At 64.8% G+C, this 18,723-nt stretch carries 13 protein-coding genes; 5 read left to right on the forward strand and 8 right to left on the reverse strand.

Features of this window, described 5'->3' with window-relative positions; genetic code table 11:
• Positions 1 to 5: 5 nt before the first annotated feature.
• Positions 6 to 1,304: an ATP-binding protein gene (locus CQW31_RS05685; RefSeq protein ID WP_054885448.1), complete on the forward strand. Its 1,299-nt coding sequence runs from the start codon at positions 6 to 8 to the stop codon at positions 1,302 to 1,304.
• Here CQW31_RS05685 and CQW31_RS05690 read toward each other — a convergent pair.
• The 5 genes from CQW31_RS05690 to wecB form a co-directional block, all read right to left on the reverse strand.
• Positions 1,279 to 2,370 carry a GGDEF domain-containing protein gene (locus CQW31_RS05690; protein ID WP_099814019.1) on the reverse strand — a complete coding sequence of 364 codons (1,092 nt, stop codon included), beginning with the start codon at positions 2,368 to 2,370 and terminating at the stop codon, positions 1,279 to 1,281. The genes CQW31_RS05685 and CQW31_RS05690 overlap by 26 nt on opposite strands.
• A 141-nt stretch (positions 2,371 to 2,511) precedes the next feature.
• Positions 2,512 to 3,351 carry a DUF4434 family protein gene (locus CQW31_RS05695; protein ID WP_054885446.1) on the reverse strand — a complete coding sequence of 280 codons (840 nt, stop codon included), beginning with the start codon at positions 3,349 to 3,351 and terminating at the stop codon, positions 2,512 to 2,514.
• Positions 3,351 to 6,353, reverse strand: coding sequence for a phage receptor (locus CQW31_RS05700; protein ID WP_099814020.1), 3,003 nt, complete (start codon positions 6,351 to 6,353; stop codon positions 3,351 to 3,353). The genes CQW31_RS05695 and CQW31_RS05700 overlap by 1 nt, the downstream gene beginning before the upstream one ends.
• Complete coding sequence (gene nrfB, locus CQW31_RS05705) at positions 6,350 to 8,524, reverse strand: cyclic di-3',5'-guanylate-activated glycosyltransferase NrfB (RefSeq protein WP_099814021.1); 2,175 nt, start codon at positions 8,522 to 8,524, stop codon at positions 6,350 to 6,352. The genes CQW31_RS05700 and nrfB overlap by 4 nt, the downstream gene beginning before the upstream one ends.
• The gene (gene wecB, locus CQW31_RS05710; RefSeq protein WP_099814022.1) at positions 8,521 to 9,675 is read right to left on the reverse strand and encodes a non-hydrolyzing UDP-N-acetylglucosamine 2-epimerase; all 1,155 of its coding nucleotides are present in this window, start codon (positions 9,673 to 9,675) and stop codon (positions 8,521 to 8,523) included. The genes nrfB and wecB overlap by 4 nt, the downstream gene beginning before the upstream one ends.
• A gap of 273 nt (positions 9,676 to 9,948) precedes the next feature.
• On the opposite strand from wecB, the gene CQW31_RS05715 reads away from it, so the two are divergent.
• From CQW31_RS05715 to yiaY, 3 genes are all read left to right on the forward strand, one after another.
• Positions 9,949 to 10,380: a PACE efflux transporter gene (locus tag CQW31_RS05715; RefSeq protein WP_099814023.1), complete on the forward strand. Its 432-nt coding sequence runs from the start codon at positions 9,949 to 9,951 to the stop codon at positions 10,378 to 10,380.
• A gap of 184 nt (positions 10,381 to 10,564) precedes the next feature.
• On the forward strand, positions 10,565 to 12,127 hold the full coding sequence (gene ilvA / locus CQW31_RS05720; protein ID WP_099814024.1) for a threonine ammonia-lyase, biosynthetic: 1,563 nt from the start codon (positions 10,565 to 10,567) through the stop codon (positions 12,125 to 12,127).
• Positions 12,128 to 12,205: 78 nt separating this feature from the next.
• Entirely contained in the window at positions 12,206 to 13,354 is a 1,149-nt protein-coding gene (gene yiaY, locus CQW31_RS05725; RefSeq protein WP_054885441.1) for an L-threonine dehydrogenase, read from the forward strand.
• 175 nt (positions 13,355 to 13,529) lie between these two features.
• Here the strand turns inward: yiaY and CQW31_RS05730 are convergent, their stop codons facing one another.
• The 3 genes from CQW31_RS05730 to CQW31_RS05740 all read right to left on the reverse strand — a co-directional run bounded on the left by CQW31_RS05730 (position 13,530) and on the right by CQW31_RS05740 (position 16,979).
• Positions 13,530 to 14,717, reverse strand: a complete 1,188-nt coding sequence (locus CQW31_RS05730) for a hypothetical protein (protein ID WP_054885440.1) — start codon at positions 14,715 to 14,717, stop codon at positions 13,530 to 13,532.
• 63 nt (positions 14,718 to 14,780) lie between these two features.
• The gene (locus CQW31_RS05735) at positions 14,781 to 15,248 is read right to left on the reverse strand and encodes a VOC family protein (protein WP_099814025.1); all 468 of its coding nucleotides are present in this window, start codon (positions 15,246 to 15,248) and stop codon (positions 14,781 to 14,783) included.
• Between the two features lie 111 nt (positions 15,249 to 15,359).
• Entirely contained in the window at positions 15,360 to 16,979 is a 1,620-nt protein-coding gene (locus tag CQW31_RS05740) for an NADP-dependent glyceraldehyde-3-phosphate dehydrogenase (RefSeq protein ID WP_099814026.1), read from the reverse strand.
• 138 nt (positions 16,980 to 17,117) lie between these two features.
• Here CQW31_RS05740 and CQW31_RS05745 point away from each other — a divergent pair, with 138 nt between their 5' ends.
• Positions 17,118 to 18,719, forward strand: a complete 1,602-nt coding sequence (locus CQW31_RS05745) for a bifunctional diguanylate cyclase/phosphodiesterase (RefSeq protein ID WP_099814027.1) — start codon at positions 17,118 to 17,120, stop codon at positions 18,717 to 18,719.
• Positions 18,720 to 18,723 lie beyond the last annotated feature (4 nt).

The following is an 18,723-nucleotide window of genomic DNA, read 5'->3' on the forward strand; positions in this document are numbered from 1 at the left end:
GCGCCATGCTGAAAATCCTGGTGCGCCTGTATCTGGTCATCATCGTCGCTTACGCCGGGGCATTGCTGTTGATCCCGGACGCCATCGTCGGCCTGTTCCATGACCGTTTCATGGCCTACAACCTGGACCAGGCCAAGGGTGTACAGTCGCTCATCGTGCGCCAGTTCCAGCAGGCGCCGCAGGCGCAATGGCCGGCGGTGGAGCAGGACCTGGCCAAGGTCTTTGCGCCACTGGAGGTCAAGCTGCTGCGTAGCGAAGAGGCCGGCCTGAGCGCGCAAGAGAAAGCGCGTCTGGAGCACGGCCTGTATGCCGTGCGCATCGGTGACTGGGGCTATTACAGAACGGCACTGGCACCGTTGGATCAGGACTGGCTGGTCAGCCTGCATTCACCACCAGACCCACTGGACATCAACGTGTTGTCCTGGGGGGTGACGGTACTGATCGGCGCGGCCATGCTCGGCTGCCTGCTGCTCTGGGTGTGGCCGCACTGGCGCGACCTTGAGCGCCTGAAGGAAACCGCCCGGCGCCTGGGCCAAGGGCAGATGGCCGAGCGCACGCACATCTCGCCGCACTCGAACATCGGCGAACTGGCAGGGGTGTTCGACACCATGGCCAGTGACCTCGAACGCCACGTCAACCAGCAGCGCGAACTGCTCAACGCGGTGTCCCACGAGCTGCGCACGCCACTGACCCGGCTGGATTTCGGCCTGGTGCTGCTGTTCGACGAGGTGCCAGCCGCCAGCCGCAAGCGCCTGCTGGAGCTGGTCGGGCACGTGCGCGAGCTGGATGAACTGGTGCTCGAGCTGCTGTCGTACAGCCGCCTGTACAACGCCGACCAGGCCCGTGAGCGGGTCGAAGTGTCGTTGCTGGAGCTGGTTGACAGCGTGCTCGGCGGCTTTGCCGAAGAACTCGATACCCGCGCCATCCAGTGGGAAGTGCAGGCCGAGGGCAACCTGCCACGCTTCGTGCTGGACCCGCGGCTGACCGCCCGGGCGGTGCAGAACCTGGTGCGCAACGCCATGCGCTACTGCGATGAAAGCCTGTTGCTGCGCCTGCGACTGGAGGAGGACGGTGCTTGCCTGTTGACCGTGGAGGATGACGGCATCGGCATCCCGGCCGAGGAGCGTGAGCGGATCTTCCAGCCGTTCTACCGCCTGGACCGCAGCCGCGACCGCAATACCGGTGGCTTTGGCCTGGGCCTGGCGATCAGCCGCCGGGCAATCGAGGGGCAGGGCGGGACGCTGACCGTGGCGCAGTCGGCGCTGGGCGGGGCGCAGTTCAGGATTCGGCTGCCAGCTGGCTAGTCCATAGCACGAAGCGGTCCTTGCCGCTGTGCTTGGCCTCGTACAGCGCCTGGTCGGCATGTATCAGCGCCATGCTGAGCGTCTCCCCGCTGTCCACCCTGGCCAGGCCGATACTGATGGTCACCGGTGGCACGCCAAGATCCTTGCGCACCCGCTCGCACAAGGCCGCCACGCATCGCTCGGCAGCCTGCTGATTCAGCCCGGCGAAGAAGATGGCGAACTCCTCGCCACCCAGCCGGGCGAATTCGTGCCCTTGCACCCCCGCCTTGATATGCACCGCCACGCGCTTGAGTACGGCGTCGCCCACGTCATGGCCGTAGCGGTCGTTCACCCGCTTGAAATTGTCGATGTCGATCATCGCCAGGTATTGCCCGGGCGTGCCCAGGCGGATCTGGCGTTCGGCATTGGTCATGAACGCCCGGCGGTTGGGGATCTCGGTCAGGGCGTCGAAGTAAGCCTGCTCCAGCAGTACCTTGGACAGGTAGAAATTGTGCAGCTTGGCCTGGCGCATCTGCAGGTAGCTGTAGATCACCAGCCCGCTGAGGAACACCGCGTAGCTCAGCAGCATGGCACCTTCGAGCTGATCGACATCGATGCGGGTGTGGTAGAAGGGGCTGAGCATGGCCCAGGTGATGGCCATGGCGCAGAAGAACGACCAGCGCCGTACCGGCAGCACCGAAACGGCATAGAGCACGGTCGACACGCCGAGCACCAGCCACACCGGGCGCAAGGGTTCGGGAATGCCTTCGATCACCAGGCGCATGCCCAGGGTGATGACGGCGATGAACAGCAGGTTGAGCACGTCGAAATGGTGGCTGCGACGGGTAAAGCGCAGTACCACGGTGATGCAGCCGAGCAGGCCCATGAACAGGTAGGACAGCCAGGTGAAGCCCTGGCTGCCAAGGAAGCTGACAATCAGGTCGAAGACCAGCCAGATGGCGATGCTGACGCAGAATATCAGCATGCAGAACGGGCGCATCGATTCGAATTCGTGCTGGCGGAATTCGGCGCGCAGGGCGGCGGGGGCGACCTGCTTGCGCACGTGCTCTTCGATGGTCTTGAACATCAGGGGCTCCTGGGAGTACTGCATCGCCCGTACTGGCCTCTTCGCGGGTGAACCCGCTCCCACAGGGATTGCACAGATCCGAACGACAGTGGAGATCCTGTGAAGCGGGTTCACCCGCGAAGAGGCCGATACAGACAGACTTCAGTTCTGTGGCAGAACACTCCGGGCCCAAGGCCGGTAGCGCAGCGCAAACACCGCCTCGGCATGGCACCCACCGCTCATCTTCGGTTGCGCAGGTTCAGCCCGAAACGGCTGCCCTGGACCGCTCACCTGGCGAAACGCCTCGCGCACCACCCCCACCCGACAGGGCAGCGCCTGTTCGTAACGCTGGCGCACCAGCGGCGGCAAGCGCCCGGTCCCGGCACCGTCCTGCCACCACACAGTCAAGCCCAACCCGGCCAATTGATCCAGCCAGGCGCCATTGACCCGTGGCGCCAGCTTGCCGGCGCTGAACGCGCTGATGTGCAGCGGCTTGTCCAGCCGCCGGTTGAAGGCTTGCAGTTGGCTGTACAACGCCTCGCGACGACTGCTGTCGCGAAAGTGCAGGTCGTCCAGTTCCATGGGCAGGTACCAGCCGGCAACGGGCAATTGCCAGTGCTGGCGAACCTGTTGGTACTGGCTCATGGAGCGGCCCAGTTGCGACTTCCAGTAAGTGTTCAGGCCGTCACCGTCGAGTTCCTCGATGCGCTGGTAGTAGGCCGGGTCCAGGTACAGCCCGAGCACCAGCTCCAGGCCTTGGGCATGGGCCTCGCGCAGGCTGTTGGCCAGCCAGCCCTGGGCACCGCCGAAGTCACTGTCGCCGTAGGCACTCCACTGCACGATCAGCGTCGTGCCACCTTGCGCCTTGGTGGCGCGCCACAGTTGCTGCCATTGCGACTGGGTCACCGCGGCGTCGCGGTTGAGTGGCTGGTAGAACAGGCGTTGGTCGGCCACGGCCGGCAGGCACAGGGCGAGCATGCAGATTGCCAGGAACGTACGCATCAGAAGCTCATCTCCGCGCCAACCAGCACGCCATTGGCGCTTTTGTAGAGGTTGCCACCCAGCGACTGCTGGTACTCGGCGCGCACCTTCAGCGAGCCGCGGTAGGCGTTGTAGCGGTCGTCGTCGAACCACCATTGCCAGCGCACACCGACCCCGGCCCGAGTGTCCTGGCGCCAGTCGTTGCTTGGGTCCTGGCTGGAAAACTCGAAGAAGCCGTACGGCATGAGCGTTTGTGGCGAGTTGCCGGGCAGCTTCCAGGCATGGCCCTGCTGGTAGCGCGACAGCCAGGCGTGGTCGCCGGCGCGGGTCCACCAGGCGGCATCGAGGTAGAGGAAGCGCTCGTTCCAGTCGTCTTCGTCGACCCGCCAGTCGTTGCGCCAGTCGCCCTGGTCGAGGAACGAGGCGGTGGCGCGCAGCAGCAGGTCGTTGCTCGATTCGGCGTGCTGGCGCAAGTCGCCCCAGTTGCCGCCCACCTTGGAGGGGTTCAGCAGCTGGCCCAGGCTCAGGCCGCTGTAGTGGTCATCGTCGATCTGCCGCTGGTGGTAGAGCTCGGCATACAGGTTCAGGTTGGCCTGGCCGAGCGGCTTGTAGCGCAGGCCGACGCCGGTGCCCATGCTTTGCGCATAGTCGGTGCGGCTCTGGCCGCCGAACAGCACCCGGCCATAGACCGACAAGGTGCTGCCGTTGCGGCTGGGTTCCTCGCCCAGGGCGTGGTCCCACATGGCCAGCTGCACGTTCTGTGATTGGGCGCGACGTGAGGTGCCGCTGCGCTCGCCGTTATCGAGGAACTTGTCGTTGGTCGAGGTGCCTGCCGGCGACCAGGTGCTGGCCAGGGTGATGGTGTCGCGCCGCGAGAGGGTTTCGTGGGCGCGGCGCTGGCGGTACTTGCGGGCTTCGAGGCTGCCGTATTCGTCGTCGCCATCGACCAGGTTCTCTTCCACATCGATCACCCGGCGCAGTTCGCGGCGGGCCGCTGCGCTGTTCTCGGCTTCGTCGTAGCGCAGGGCGAGGGTCTCGCCCAGGCGATAGTCCTCGGGGAAGTCGTGGGTGGCGCGTTCCAGATAAGGGATGGACTGCTGTCGCAGGGCCTTGTCCTGCGAGCCGGCCAGGCGCATGCCGTAGTCGGCACGATAGCGCGGCTGGTTGGGCTCAAGGCGCACGGCTTCGGCCAGCCACGCGGTGCTCTGCGCACTGTCGCCGGCCAGTTGCGCCGTGCTGGCGGCGGCATAGTAGTGGTCGGCACGCGGGTTGTGCGCCAGGGCCTGGCGCTGGAAACCCAGTGCCGCGTGCAGGTCACCCTGAGCTTGGGCGATGGCGGCACCCAGTGCCCAGTCATCGGCGCTGTTGTGTGCGGCGGCGTCCCAGTAGCGGCGGGCGGCGTCGGCATCGCCCGCATTCAAGGCGCCGCGGGCAGCGGTCAGGCGGGCGTTGTCGTTCCAGGCGCTGGCCGGCAGGTTGCGCCAGATCGGCATGGCCGCTTCGGAATCGCCGGCCGCTTCCAGGGCGTAGGCCAGGGGCAGGCGGTTGCCACTGTCGCCCAGACGTTCGGCGGCCTGGTAATAGACCACCGCCTCACCGGGTTGATCGGGCATGGCGCAGCGGCCCAGGGCCCGGTACTGGCCGGCTTCGCTCGGGTTCGCCGGGATGGCCCGGCGCACGGCGGCGCATTGGCCGTTTTCAGCCAGGCGGCCGAGCAGCTGGGCGCGGGTATCGGCGTCGACCCTGGGGATCAGCCCGAGCATGCGCTGGCTGTTCAGTGGGCCATCGTTGCGCGCATAGATATTGCCCAGGCGCTGCAGCAGGGAAGGTGTCAGGCGCCCCTGGCGACGGTCATAAGCCTGCTCCAGCAGGTTGCGGGCGCGCTCGCTCTGGCCTTGATGCAGCAACAGGTAGGTTGCTTGCTCAAGCGCGGCCAGGTCACCGTTCTGACGGTAGCGTTTTTCCCACTCGGTGGCTGTGCGGGGTTGCGGCGGCTGCACCGGGTCGCCATACAGGCGCTGCTTGAGCACTGCATAAGCGCGCGGGTCTGCGCTGGCCGGGCAGTCCTTGAACTGTTCGCGGGCAACGTCCGGGTCACGGCGTGACAACCAGTCGACGGTTTCTAGGCAAGGGCGCTGCAGCTCGTTGCTCAGCTGCCGTACCAGTGGCGCGTCATCCCCTTCACGGGCCAGCTCCCACAACTGCTGGCGTTGCTCAGGTTGCTGCAACTGCTCGGTGGGTAATTTTTCCAACCAGCGCTGCGCCAATTGGTTGTGGCCGACGGCGATGGCCCGATTGGCCATGGCCAGGCGCGTCTGGTTGGCGATTTCGGGGGAGGGGGCGCTTTGCAGCAGCTTTTCCAGGCCCTTTTCATCGACCTGCTGGACATAGGCGTTGGCCAGGCGCTGCCAGTCTTCGGGCGGCAATTGGCCCTTGTCGGCCAGAGGCTGCAGTTGCTCGATGGTTTCCTTCCAGTTACGCAACTGTTCGGCGAAGTTGGCCCGGGCCAGGCGCAGCACCTGGCCATCGTCGCGTGGCGGCAGCTGGTTGAGCCACTCCAGGGCTTTGCCGGCACCGCCGAACTTGGCCAGGCTCAGGCTGTAGGCCTGCCACAGGCGTACCCGCTGGGTGCCATCGGCGTTGGCCAGCCAGCCTTCCACTTGGCTGGCCGCAGGCGGGTCCTGCTCGATCCAGGTCAGGCGCAGCTCGAGCAGGGCGTTGGCGTATTCGGGGCCATCGCCGACCTGCTCGGCCATGGCTTCGGCTTCCTTGTAGCGGCGCTGGTGTGCCAGGGCTTCGACCAGCAGCGTACGGGCTTCGTCGTTGTTCGGCACGCGGCTCAGTACATGGCGGGTCAGGCGTTCGACTTCGGCCCAGTTGTCCTTCTTCGCCTCGCGGTAGCTGCGTTCCATGAAGGGGTAACTGGTGAAGCGTTGGAATTCGCTCATGGGGGCTGCCTGGCTCGCCAGCGCAGTGGAACACAGCAACAGCCCGGACAGGGTGAGGGAAAGGCGCGGCTTCATGCCACCTCCCGGGTCAGGTCAAAGGCAGCCTGCTGTTCGCTGGCTTGTTCGGCGAGGGCCTGTTGCAGCACCTCTTCGGTGATGATGCCGCGGGCGATCAGGTGTTCGCCGAGGCTTTGCTGCTCGGGGTTGAAATCGATCAGTGCCTGGTTGAACAGGGTGACCGGGACCATGCCGCGTACCTGCAGGAGGGCGCCAAGCATCACCTGGTGATGGCTGACCTGCTCGATCAGGTCGGCGTCATCCTGGTGCCGCTCCAGCACGCTGAGCATCTGCTGGGTTTCAGGCATTTGCCAGGGGCTTGGGTAGTGATAGCGCAGGCCCAGGGTGACTCGGCCCTGAGGCGCCAGGCGGCAACTGACCGGGCGCTTGAGCTGGCGACTGATGACCCCCAGCGACACCTGGCTGACCGGGCTTTCGCTGGCCAGCACCAGAGTATTGCCGTCTTCGGCGACCGGCAGCACGCCGTAGTGCGTGGCCAGCCGCCGCGGCAGTTGGGCGATCAGTTGTGGGGCGAGCTTGAACGGGTTGAGCGGTGCCCAGGGCAGGTCGAGCTGTTCGGCTAGCGTCTGTACCAGCTGCTCGCTGGTCAGCCAGCCCCGCAGCAGCAGTTCACGACCCAGGCGCCGGCGCACCGGGCTGGTGATGGCCTGCTCCAGCTGTTCTTCGGTGATATAGCCCTTTTCTACCAGGCGATGGCCCAGTGGCGTGCGCGCCGGCGAGGCAAGGGCAGGGAACTCGTGGGTGGTCTTGTCCCACGCCACCCGCCGCGAATCGCCCATCTCCATGACTTGGCGCAGGGCGCGCAGGTTCGCGAAGAAATTGACGAAGTTGCTCCACATCATCCGTGGCGCCGACAGCAGGCCTTCGAAGATGCCGTAATAGCGGGTGACGAACCAGCCGCGCTGGAACAGGCGGTTGATCAGCATCAGACCATTGAGCCAGAGCAGGGTGGTAAGCAACTGGCTGTCGCTGAGGATCGACATGAAGCGCCAGGAATCGGGGGCGATCACGGTTACCAGCCACATGGCCAGCAGCACCAGCAGCAACAGGTTGACCAGGAAGCTCAGCAGGTAGGCGAACAGGCCGCGGCGGTCGCGCCAGAGGAAGTAGTTGAGCGCGCCGGTGCGGCTCCAGCCGAGGTTGCTGGTGCCCTGGAAGACGATGCCGACGATCCACCGCGACTTCTGCCGGATGGCATGCTGCCAGTCGCGCGGGAAGTGCTCGCGCACACAGATCACCTGGGAAAATTCGCGGCTCATGCCCGGCCGCCACTCGTGCTTGAGGGCCAGCGCCGGGTCGGTGATGGAATAGCGGGCGAAGATGCACTTCATGCCTTTCTGCTTCAGGCGAAAGCCGATGTCGTAGTCTTCGGTCAGGCTCTGCACGTCGAAGGCGATGCCATCGCCGTCTTCGAGCAGGGCGCTGATGGCACGGCGGCTGAAGCAGGTACCGACGCCGGCGCTGGGTACCTGGCCGGTCAGTGCTTCGCGCACGATCACGTCCTTGCCGTGGTTCTCGGCAAACTCGTCGACGTAGTGCCCGGCGGTGAAGCCCTTCCATTCCGGCGCGTAGGGGTACACCGGAATCTGGATCATGTCCTTGTTCGGCAACAGGTAGTTGAACAGGCGCAGTTCCATGGGCGAGATCACGTCTTCGGCGTCATGCAGGATGAAGCCGGCGAACTCAATGCGGGCATCGTCCTGGAAACGCAGGATGGCGTCGATGATGTTGTTCAGGCAGTCGGCCTTGCTGGTGGGGCCGGGGCGGGCGCAGACCACCTTGTGCACGTTCGGGTAGTGCAGGCACACGGCGTCGACGTCGGCCTGGGTCTGCGGGTCGTTGGGGTAGGTGCCGACGAAGATTTGGTAGTTCTCGTAGTCGATGGTCGAGGCCGCCAGGCGCGCCATTTCGCCGACCACGCCCACTTCGTTCCAGGCCGGGACCATGATCGCCAGGGGTTTTTCCGCTACTTCGAACAGGCGTTTCTCGTCGGCCTTTTCGTACTTGTCGTAGATGCGGAAACGGCGGATCAGCTTGCGGCCCCAGTAGCAAAGGTCAATGAACAGGTCGTCGAGGCCGAGCAGGAACATCAGCGAGGCGAGGATGATCGCCAGGATTTTAAGGCCGAACAGCACATAGGTGAGGAAGTCGATGAAGGCCAGGCTCATGCGTCATCTCGCGGGTTGGCCGTTTCTGCAAACCAGCGCGTCAGGCGCTCGGCAATGCGCTCGCTGGCGTGGCCGTCACCGAACGGGGTATAGACCCGCGCCATGCGTGCGTAGGCCACCGGGTCGTCGAGCAGCTGGCGGGTTTCTTCGACGATGCGTTCGGTCAGGGTGCCGACCAGCTTGACCGTGCCACCCTTGAGCACGGCGGGGCGCTCGGTGACCTTGCGCAACACCAGCACCGGCTTGCCGAGTGCCGGGGCCTCTTCCTGAACGCCACCAGAGTCGGTGAGGATGATCTGGGCGCGGTTCATCAGCCAGACGAAGTGCGGGTAGTCCTGCGGGGCGATCAGGTGGATGTTGCTGCGATTCGACAGCACGCCATACACGGCCTTCTGCACTTGTGGGTTGAGGTGCACGGGGTAGACGAACTGCACGTCGGGGTAACGTTCGGCCAACTGTGCCAGGGCCAGGCAGATACGCTCGAAGCCGGGGCCGAAGTTCTCTCGGCGGTGGCCGGTGATCAGCACCATGCGCTGCTCGGGGCGCAGCACGCTCAGCGGCGATTCGGCGGCCGGCTGCCATTGCCGTTCGGCGAGGTGGTCGCGCATCCACAACAGGGCGTCGATGACGGTGTTGCCGGTGACTTCGATGTGCTCTGGCGGCACGCCTTCGCGGATCAGGTTGGCGTCCGAGTCGCGGGTCGGGGTGAAGTGCAGGTCAGCGAGTACCCCGGTCAGGCGCCGGTTGGCTTCCTCGGGCCAGGGCTGTTGCAAGTTGCCGGTGCGCAGGCCGGCTTCGACATGGCCGATGGGAATGTGCCGCTGGAAGGCCGCGAGGCTGGCGATGAAGCTGGTGGTGGTGTCGCCGTGGACCAGCACGATGTCTGGCCTGACCTGGTCATAGGCCTGGTCGAGCTTGTTCAGCAGGTCGCGAGACAGGCCATTGAGCGTCTGGTTCTGGGTCATCACCTTGAGGTCCTGATCGACGCTCAGGCCAAAGGCGGTGAGCACCTGCTCGAGCATCTCGCGGTGCTGGCCGGTGGAGCAGATATGCAGGTTGACCTCGGGCCAGGTGCGCAGCACCCGGGCCAGCGGTGCCATCTTGATCGCTTCGGGGCGGGTGCCGAATACCATCATGACGCTATACGCCATCGTCTTGTTCCTCGTTCATTTCCCTGGACGAAGGGGTGGGACATGTCGCCGCTTGCCAGTGATAGATACAAGCAGTCGCATGCAGGGTTGTCCAATGCGTAATCGGGGGAAGCCGTGTCGAGCAAGGAGAGGCCGGACGCCAGGGGAAGGGGTTTGCGGAAACGATAAAGCTTAATAATTCTTGATTGAACGGTCAGTCAATAAAGTATTTCAGGCTTTTTCTTGCTGGCTTGATCTTGTAATTTTGTAGGTCGTTTCTTCAGGGCGCTGAACATGCAAGGCAAGGCACGCAAGATCGTCCAGGCCATTCTCTACGAAGCCATTGCCGTGGCGTGCGTAGCGCCGGCGCTGGAGCTGGCGTTCGGCGCCGGCATGGCGCAGTCGACGGTGCTCTCGGTACTGATGTCGGGTATCGCCATGAGCTGGAACATGGCCTACAACTGGGCCTTCGAGCGCTGGGAGGCACGCCAGCGCAAGCGCGAGCGCACGCTGCTGCGCCGGGGGCTGCACGCGCTGGGCTTCGAGGGCGGGCTGGTGCTGATCCTGCTGCCACTGGTGGCGTACTGGCTGGATGTCAGCCTGTGGGCGGCGTTCCTCACCAACCTGGCCCTGTTCGTGTTCTTCTTCGTCTATGCCTTCGTGTTCCAGTGGAGCTTCGACAAGGTGTTCGACGTGCCGCTTTCGGCACAGCCAGCAAAGTGTTGACTTGGCCAGGGCGGGCGGGATAACGTCCTACCCCATGAAAACCTTCCCGCACGTGAACGCCATTATTATTACCGCCATTATCAGCTTGGCGGGCTAGCGCGTACGTGCACCGAACCCGCCCTGGAGGCGGGTTTCTTCTCTCTGACTCCTGGGCAACGTGAAAAAAGCCAAGGAGTTGCAATCGATGACCAGCCTCAATGTCAGCCCTCGTACCCCGTCCACCCCGCAGCAACTGCTGTCGGAACAGGTGCGCCGCATTCTGTCCGCGCCGGTGTATGACCTGGCCATCGAGACGCCCTTGCAGGCCGCCCCCGCGCTGTCTGCCAGCCTCGGCAACCAGGTGTTGCTCAAGCGTGAGGACTTGCAGCCGACCTTCTCGTTCAAGATCCGCGGTGCCTATACCCGGCTGTCGCGCCTGACCACGGCCCAGCGCGAACGTGGCGTGATCACCGCCTCGGCAGGCAATCATGCCCAAGGTGTGGCCCTGGCGGCGGCGCACCTGGGCATGAAGGCGACCATCGTCATGCCCACCACCACGCCATCGCTCAAGGTCGAAGGGGTGCGCTCGCGGGGTGGCCATGTGGTGCTGCACGGCGAGAGCTTCCCCCATGCCCTGGCCCACGCGCTGAAACTGGCCGACAGCGACGGGGCGACCTTCGTGCCGCCGTTCGACGACCCGGACGTGATCGCCGGCCAAGGCACCGTGGGCATGGAGATCCTGCGCCAGCAGCCGGGTGCGCTGGACGCGATCTTCGTGCCGGTTGGCGGCGGCGGGCTGATCGCGGGCATTGCTGCCTACGTCAAGTACCTGCGCCCCGAGGTCAAGGTGATCGGTGTCGAACCGGAAGACTCCAACTGCCTGCAAGCTGCCATGGCGGCAGGCGAGCGGGTGATCCTGCCGCAGGTCGGCACCTTCGCCGATGGCGTGGCGGTGGCGCAGATCGGCGCCCATTGCTTCGAGCTGTGCCGGCATTTTGTCGACGACGTGGTGACCGTCAGCAGCGATGAGCTGTGCGCCGCGATCAAGGACATCTACGACGATACCCGCTCGATCACCGAGCCCTCGGGTGCCCTGGCCGTGGCCGGGATCAAGAAGTACGTGGCCCGCGAGGGCGTGCAGGGTCAGACCCTGGTGGCCATCGACTCCGGCGCCAATGTCAACTTCGACCGCCTGCGCCACGTGGCCGAGCGGGCCGAGTTGGGCGAGCAGCGTGAGGCCATCATTGCCGTGACCATCCCTGAGCAGCCGGGCAGCTTCCGGGCGTTCTGCCAGGCCCTGGGCAAGCGGCAGATCACCGAGTTCAACTACCGCTACTACCCCGGCAAGGAGGCACGGTTGTTCGTCGGCGTGCAGACCCACCCCGTGCACGACCCGCGCGAGCAGCTGCTGGCCAGCTTGCGCGGGCAGGGCTACAGCGTGCTCGACCTGACCGACAACGAGCTGGCCAAGCTGCACGTGCGTCACACCGTGGGTGGGCATGCTGCGCCGGGGGCGGATGAGCGGGTGCTGCGCTTCGAATTCCCCGAGCGGCCAGGCGCGTTGCTGGGTTTCCTGGAACGGCTGGGCAAGCGCTGGAACATCAGCCTGTTCCACTACCGCAACCACGGCGCGGCCGAAGCGCGGGTGTTCGCCGCGCTGGAAGTGCCGGTCGATGAGCAACCCGGCATGCCTCAGGCACTGGACGAGATGGGCTACCGCTACTGGGACGAAACCGCTAATCCGGCGTACCAGTTGTTCCTTGGCTAATGTTGCGCTGGATCAATATCCGCTGCATTGAACCGGCGGATTCTCACGGGTAGACAGACCCACCAGGAGGATCCGGTCATGAGCAGCACCTTTTTCATCCCGCCCGTCAACATCATGGGCATCGACTGCCTCGACGAGGCCATGGCCGCGATTGCCGGTTATGGCTTGCGCAAGGCGCTGATCGTTACCGACCAGGGCCTGGCCAAGGCCGGCGTCGCTGCAAGAATAGGGCGCCTGCTGGCCTTGCGGGATATCGACTCGGTGGTGTTCGACGGCGCCAAGCCCAACCCCAGCATCGCCAACGTCGAGGCGGGCCTTGCCGTGTTGCAGCGTGAACGCTGCGACTGCGTGGTGTCGCTGGGGGGTGGCTCGCCCCATGACTGCGCCAAGGGCATAGCCCTGTGCGCCACCAACGGCGGGCATATCAGCGACTACGAGGGCGTCGACCGCTCACGCAAGCCGCAGCTGCCGCTGATCGCCATCAACACCACGGCCGGCACGGCCAGTGAGATGACCCGTTTCTGCATCATCACCGACGAGCGCCGCCACGTGAAAATGGCCATCGTCGACCGTAACGTCACGCCGATCCTGTCGGTCAACGACCCGGCGTTGATGGTTGCCATGCCCAAGGGGCTGACCGCGGCCACCGGCATGGATGCGTTGACCCATGCGATCGAGGCCTATGTGTCGACGGCGGCTACGCCGATCACCGACGCCTGTGCACTCAAGGCCATCAGCCTGATCAGCGAGAACCTGCGCCAGGCGGTCAACGATGGCAACGACCTGCAGGCGCGGGAGAACATGGCTTATGCGCAGTTCCTCGCCGGCATGGCGTTCAATAATGCCTCGCTGGGCTATGTGCATGCCATGGCGCACCAGCTGGGCGGTTACTACGACTTGCCCCACGGTGTGTGCAATGCCGTGCTGTTGCCGCATGTGCAGCGTTTCAATGCCAAGGTCAGTGCTGCGCGCCTGCGTGATGTGGCCAAGGCCATGGGCATCAAGGTGTGTGGGCTGGATGCGGAGCAGGGCGCGGGGGCGGCGATTTCCGCCATCGAGCACCTGGCGGCGGCTGTGGGCATTCCGGCGGGGCTGGCGGAGCTGGGGGCCAAGCTTGAAGATATCGGCATTCTGGCGCAGAACGCCTTGAAGGATGCCTGTGGCCTGACCAACCCGCGGTCGGCCAGCCAGGATGAGATCGAGGGGATTTTCCGGGCGGCATTCTGATAGTCGAGGATGTATGGCTGCACCGGCCTCTTCGCGGCTAAAGCCGCTCCCACTGGGATCGCACCAGCTTTAAGCAATTGAGCAAGACCGTTGCTCCCACAGGGAATGCGCCAGTTTCAGATTCGGCGCGGTCCCTGTGGGAGCGGCTTTAGCCGCGAAGCAGGCGATGCGGTGCTCAGCGCTCGCGCATGAAGAACCCGGCCACATACTTGCGGAAGGTCTCCAGGCTCTTGAAGTCGGCATAGCGCTTGAAGTTCTCGGCATCGGGCTCCGGCCCGATCGGCTGCTCCAGCAACGATACCGACAGCACCCGGTCCTGATCCGAGGTCAGCACCAGCTCATCCATCACCTGCCCGCCGATCACCGGCCGGCGCATCTGCACCTTCACCCCTTTGCTGGCCATCCAGTCGATCAGCGACACCAGCGCCTTGAGCGGCTCGCGCTCTTCGTCGCGGTACACCGGGAACAGGTGCGCGCGCGACAGCACCGGCACACTGGCCACATGGATCAGTTCATAGAAGTGACTGCCTGCCGTGGTCGGTGAGTACAGGGCCAGGGCCAGCAACGGGCCAGACGCGCGGTTGCCAGCCCAATACAAATGGTGGCCCTGGAAGTCGAAACCGTCCTCACTGCGGTTGTTGAACAACTTGCGCCCTTTGATCTGGTCGACGCAGTCCAGCAGCAGGCCATGGCGCCGATGATTGCCGAACACTGTGGCTTCGCGCAGGCGGGACTTGAGCATCATCATGTGCTTCATGTCCAGGCGGGTTTCCAGGTAGTTGCTGGCCGGGACCCGTTCGAGCAGCGGGTAGCGGCTGGCGACACTGCGAAGCTCGGCGAACTGGCCGGTGAGGTCCTTCTTCAGGTGGGTGGCGTAGAGGTTGAGGCCGCTGGTCTCGATCCAGGTCAGCAGCAGCGACAACAGGCGCTGCTGTTCGCGGCGCTCGTTGCCGTCAACCGCGCCAGTATCGGTGTCGCTGGCTTTACGGTAATCACCGATCAGGCGCAGCGGGGTGTCAGGGGCCAGCCAGGCGGCAGGCACCGCTGGCTGGTCTTCACGCTCGCTGGCTTCGCGCTCGTCCTTGGTGAACGGGCAGCCGGGCGCATGCTCGGCAGTGCCCGGGTTGTTTTTCAGAAACAGCGTGCCGGTGCTGCCATTGAGGGTGACATTGAGCACCGGCAAGGCGTCCTTGCGGCAATCGCAGGCCAGCCACTGGTTGGCGCTGCGCACCTTCATCAGCAGCTGGTTGGCCTGCAGCAGGCGTGGCCCGGCGAGGTTGCCGGTGACGAAACCGACCAGCAGTTCTTCTTCGGCCGGGATCAGGCTGCGCACCTGCGCGGCGGTTTTGTCGATGATTCGCATGAAGCAGCTCCAAGCTACGAGCCACAAGCTTCAGGCAAATGCGCCGCGCTTTCAACTCGTCGCTCAGCTGCCGCTGAATATCTTGGCGGCGCGGGCGCGGATTTCGTCGGGGGTCAGGTCTTCCTTGTGGGTGGAGACGAACCAGATGTTGCCGAACGGGTCTTTCAGGGTGCCGCTGCGGTCGCCGTAGAACTGGTCCGTCACCGGGTGCAACGAGGTGCCGCCGGCCGCCAGGGCATGGGCATAAACCTTGTCGCAGTCCTCGACGTACAGGTGCAGGCCGACGCCGGCACCGGTGAGTTTCTGGCTGGCGGTCAGGCCGCCCTCGCGGTCGCAAGGGTCGCCGAGCATCAGCGAGGAGTCACCGATGCGCAGTTCGGCATGGCCGACGGTGCCGCCCGGGCCTTCCAGGCGGAACATTTCGGTGGCGCCAAAGGCCAGTTTGTAGAACTCGATGGCCTTGGCGGCGTTGTTGATGGCCAGGTACGGGGTGATGCTGTGCTGGCCTTCGGGGATCGGTTTGGCTGCCATGTGCGACGCTCCTTTGCAAGGGGCGCCGATGGGCGCCCTGATGCAATAGGGTCGTCTGCGCACGGGGAAAATCGACAACCCGGCTAGATCGATTTTCTATAAGCGCGGCGGTCAGAAGATGTAGTCGGTGGTCAGGAAGCTCGACTGGCGGTTACGGATGATCTCGCTGATCAGCGCCTTGTTGGCTTCCTGGAAGCGGGTCGCGACCAGGGTGCGAATGGAGAACACGCGCAAGGCATCGTGCACCGACAGGGTACCTTCGGCGCTGTTCTTGCGGCCGTTGAACGGGTAGGTGTCCGGGCCGCGCTGGCACTGGGCGTTGAGGTTGATGCGGCCGACCTGGTTGGCGAAGATGTCGACCAGGTGGCCGACAGTGGCCGGGTCGTTGCCGAACAGGCTCAGCTGCTGGCCGTAGTCGGAGTCGAGCACGTAGTCGATCACGGTCTGCAGGTCGCGATAAGGCACCACCGGTACCAGCGGGCCGAACTGCTCCTCGTGGTAGACGCGCATGTCGCGGTTAACCGGGTAGAGCAGGGCGGGGTAGAAGAACGAGCCGCGGCTCTGCCCGCCACCGTCGTTGAGAACTTGCGCACCCTTGGCTTTGGCGTCGGCTACCAACTGGTCGAGGTAGTCGACCTTGCCCGGCTCCGGCAGTGGCGTCAGCGCGACGCCCGGCTCCCAGGGCATGCCGGGTTTGAGCGCGGCGAGCTTGCGCTGGAACTTGTCGAGGAAGGGTTCGACCACATCCTCGTGCACGAACAGGATCTTCAGCGCCGTGCAGCGTTGGCCATTGAACGACAGGGCGCCGGTCACGGCTTCTTCCACGGCATTGTCCAGGTCCACCTGGGGCAGGACGATGCCCGGGTTCTTCGCATCCAGGCCCAGGGCCGCACGCAGCCGGTGCGGGCGAGGGTGCAGTTTCTTGAGGTCGCTGGCGGCTTTGTGGGTGCCGATGAAGGCGAATACATCGACCTTGCCACTGGCCATCAGCGCGCTGACCGTTTCGCGGCCACGGCCATAGATGACATTGATCACGCCCGGTGGGAAGCTGTCGCGGAACGCTTCGAGCAGCGGGCGAATCAGCAGGACGCCGAACTTGGCCGGCTTGAACACCACGGTATTGCCCATGATCAGGGCCGGGATCAGCGTGGTGAAGGTTTCATTGAGCGGGTAGTTGTAGGGGCCCATGCACAGCGCCACGCCCAACGGTGCACGGCGGATCTGGCCAAGGGTGCCTTGTTCCAGTTCGAAGCGACTGGAGCGGCGGTCGAGGTCCTTGAGGGCGTTGATGGTGTCGACGATGTAGTCGCAGGTACGGTCGAATTCCTTTTCCGAGTCCTTGAGGTTCTTGCCGATTTCCCACATCAGCAGCTTGACCACGGCGGTGCGCTGCTCACGCATGCGCGCGAGGAAGGTTTCCACGTGCTGGATACGTTCGGCCACGCGCATGTTCGGCCAGGCGCCACGGCCTTTGTCGTAGGCGTTCACTGCCGCGTCCAGGGCGGTGAGGGCGGTGTCGGCATCCAGCAAGGGCGCGCTGCCGAGCACGACCTGGCGCTCGCCATCCGCTTCCTTCAGCCAGACCGGGCTGCGGACCGTGGCCAGTGGCCCGTCCCAGCGCCGGAGTTCACCGTTCACCAGATAGTCGCGTTGTTCCAGTGGTGCTTCCAGGCGCCAGTTTTCAGGAATGTCTTCGGCGGTCGGAAACAGCGAATCGAGCAGATGTTCCATGGGTACTGCACCTCACGTGTCTGGACGGGTGAAACGCTTCAGCTTCGAGCATGCACCCTGGGCAAGAAAAACACCAGTCTGGCTCAATTTCGCCGGCACCGCGCCGATACAGGGGCAATCGCTCACGCCTGCAGGCTTATGACCCTGTCCAATTCCCCGATGACCTACGAACAGAAACCGACCACCGGCACGCTGCGACGGGCCCTCTGCCGCTTGTTGCCGGTGGGCGTTTCCCTGGCCGGTATCGGCGTGTCCATGGCCCTTGGGCACGTGGATATCCAGCGCCAGCAAAACCACCAGGTCGCAAGCCTGTTCTCCTCGCCGTTGTTCTGGTTCGCCTTGACCTGCAGCGGCCTGCTCAGCCTGTTCATCGCGCAGATCAACCGCAAGCAGCGCCAGTTGCGACAGCGTAACCGCGAGCTACAGCGCTCCCAGGCGCAGTTGGAGCGCCTGGCGCATTACGACACCATCACCGGTTTGCCCAACCGGGTGCTGTTCCAGCAACAGCTCGCCGAGGCCACTGCCCAAGGCCATGGGCTGGCCGTGCTGCTACTGGATATCGACGGGTTCAAGCAGGTCAACGACAGCCTGGGCCACGCCATGGGAGACCTGCTGCTGCAGCAGGCGACTGCGCGCTTCTTGCAGGAACTCGACAGCAGCGACCGGGTATGCCGGCTGGGCGGTGACGAATTCGTGTTCATGCTGCAGGGCACCCAGGGACAGGTCAGCCACCAGTTGCGCGAGTTGCTGCGCTGCCTGCAGCGGCCGTTCGACCTCAATGGCAACGCCGCGCTGGTGACCGGCAGCATCGGCCTGGCCTGGTGCCCGCAACATGGCGAGGACGTCGGCAGCCTGCTGCGCCATGCCGACACGGCCATGTATGCGGCCAAGGAGGGTGGGCGCAACGCCTGGCGCCCCTATCACCCGGACATGACCGCGCGGCTGCACCAGCGCCTGGAACTGGAGCGCAACTTGCGCCGGGCCTTGCAGGAAAACGAGTTCGAACTGTGGTACCAGCCGAAGGTCGACCTGTTCAGCGGCCAGCTGGAAGGTGTCGAAGCCTTGCTGCGTTGGCGTGATCCGGACCATGGGCTGGTTCCGCCCGGCGAGTTCATCCCGCTGGCCGAACGTACCGGCCTGATCATTCCCTTGGGCGAGCGGGTACTCGATCTTGCCTGTGCGCAGATGGCCGCCTGGCGCGCCGCCGATTGCCTGCCGGGCCCGCTCGCGATCAACGTGGCGGCGCTGCAGATCGAGCGCAGCGACTATGTGTCAAGCCTGGCCATTGCCCTGGAACGTCATGGGCTGGCACCTAACCTGCTGGAAGTGGAAATCACCGAGAGCCTGCTGATGGAAAGCCAGCAACAGGCCTGTGCGGCGCTGGCCCAGTTGCAGGCGATGGGCGTGGCCACGGCGGTGGACGACTTCGGTACCGGTTATTCGTCGCTGGCCTACTTGCGCGCCTTACCCATCGACCACCTGAAGATCGACCGGGCGTTCATCAAGGACTTGCCGGATGACGATGATGCGGTGGCCATTGCCCGGGCGATCATCGACCTGGGGCATGCGCTGGGCTATCGCATCACTGCCGAGGGGATCGAGACCCAGCAGCAGTATGACTTCCTGCGCAATGCCGGGTGCGACCAGGGCCAGGGCTACCTGCTGGGGCGGCCGATGCCGGCCGCCGAGTTGCAGAAGTGGATCGCGCACAATCCGCTCAGGGCGCGTTTGCCACGTTGATGAC

The organism is Pseudomonas sp. 382 (assembly GCF_002759075.1).
In the GTDB taxonomy this organism is placed as follows: Bacteria; Pseudomonadota; Gammaproteobacteria; order Pseudomonadales; family Pseudomonadaceae; genus Aquipseudomonas; species Aquipseudomonas vlassakiae.

What these genes read in the sequence shown, in the direction of transcription:
- CQW31_RS05735 (WP_099814025.1), bottom strand. Translation starts at nt 15,248, where the DNA reads ATGGCAGCCAAACCGATCCCCGAAGGCCAGCACAGCATCACCCCGTAC.
- CQW31_RS05730 (WP_054885440.1), bottom strand. Translation starts at nt 14,717, where the DNA reads ATGCGAATCATCGACAAAACCGCCGCGCAGGTGCGCAGCCTGATCCCG.
- ilvA (WP_099814024.1), top strand. Translation starts at nt 10,565, where the DNA reads ATGACCAGCCTCAATGTCAGCCCTCGTACCCCGTCCACCCCGCAGCAA.
- nrfB (WP_099814021.1), bottom strand. Translation starts at nt 8,524, where the DNA reads ATGAGCCTGGCCTTCATCGACTTCCTCACCTATGTGCTGTTCGGCCTT.
- wecB (WP_099814022.1), bottom strand. Translation starts at nt 9,675, where the DNA reads ATGGCGTATAGCGTCATGATGGTATTCGGCACCCGCCCCGAAGCGATC.
- CQW31_RS05715 (WP_099814023.1), top strand. Translation starts at nt 9,949, where the DNA reads ATGCAAGGCAAGGCACGCAAGATCGTCCAGGCCATTCTCTACGAAGCC.
- CQW31_RS05745 (WP_099814027.1), top strand. Translation starts at nt 17,118, where the DNA reads ATGACCCTGTCCAATTCCCCGATGACCTACGAACAGAAACCGACCACC.
- CQW31_RS05690 (WP_099814019.1), bottom strand. Translation starts at nt 2,370, where the DNA reads ATGTTCAAGACCATCGAAGAGCACGTGCGCAAGCAGGTCGCCCCCGCC.
- CQW31_RS05740 (WP_099814026.1), bottom strand. Translation starts at nt 16,979, where the DNA reads ATGGAACATCTGCTCGATTCGCTGTTTCCGACCGCCGAAGACATTCCT.
- CQW31_RS05685 (WP_054885448.1), top strand. Translation starts at nt 6, where the DNA reads ATGCTGAAAATCCTGGTGCGCCTGTATCTGGTCATCATCGTCGCTTAC.
- CQW31_RS05695 (WP_054885446.1), bottom strand. Translation starts at nt 3,351, where the DNA reads ATGCGTACGTTCCTGGCAATCTGCATGCTCGCCCTGTGCCTGCCGGCC.
- yiaY (WP_054885441.1), top strand. Translation starts at nt 12,206, where the DNA reads ATGAGCAGCACCTTTTTCATCCCGCCCGTCAACATCATGGGCATCGAC.
- CQW31_RS05700 (WP_099814020.1), bottom strand. Translation starts at nt 6,353, where the DNA reads ATGAAGCCGCGCCTTTCCCTCACCCTGTCCGGGCTGTTGCTGTGTTCC.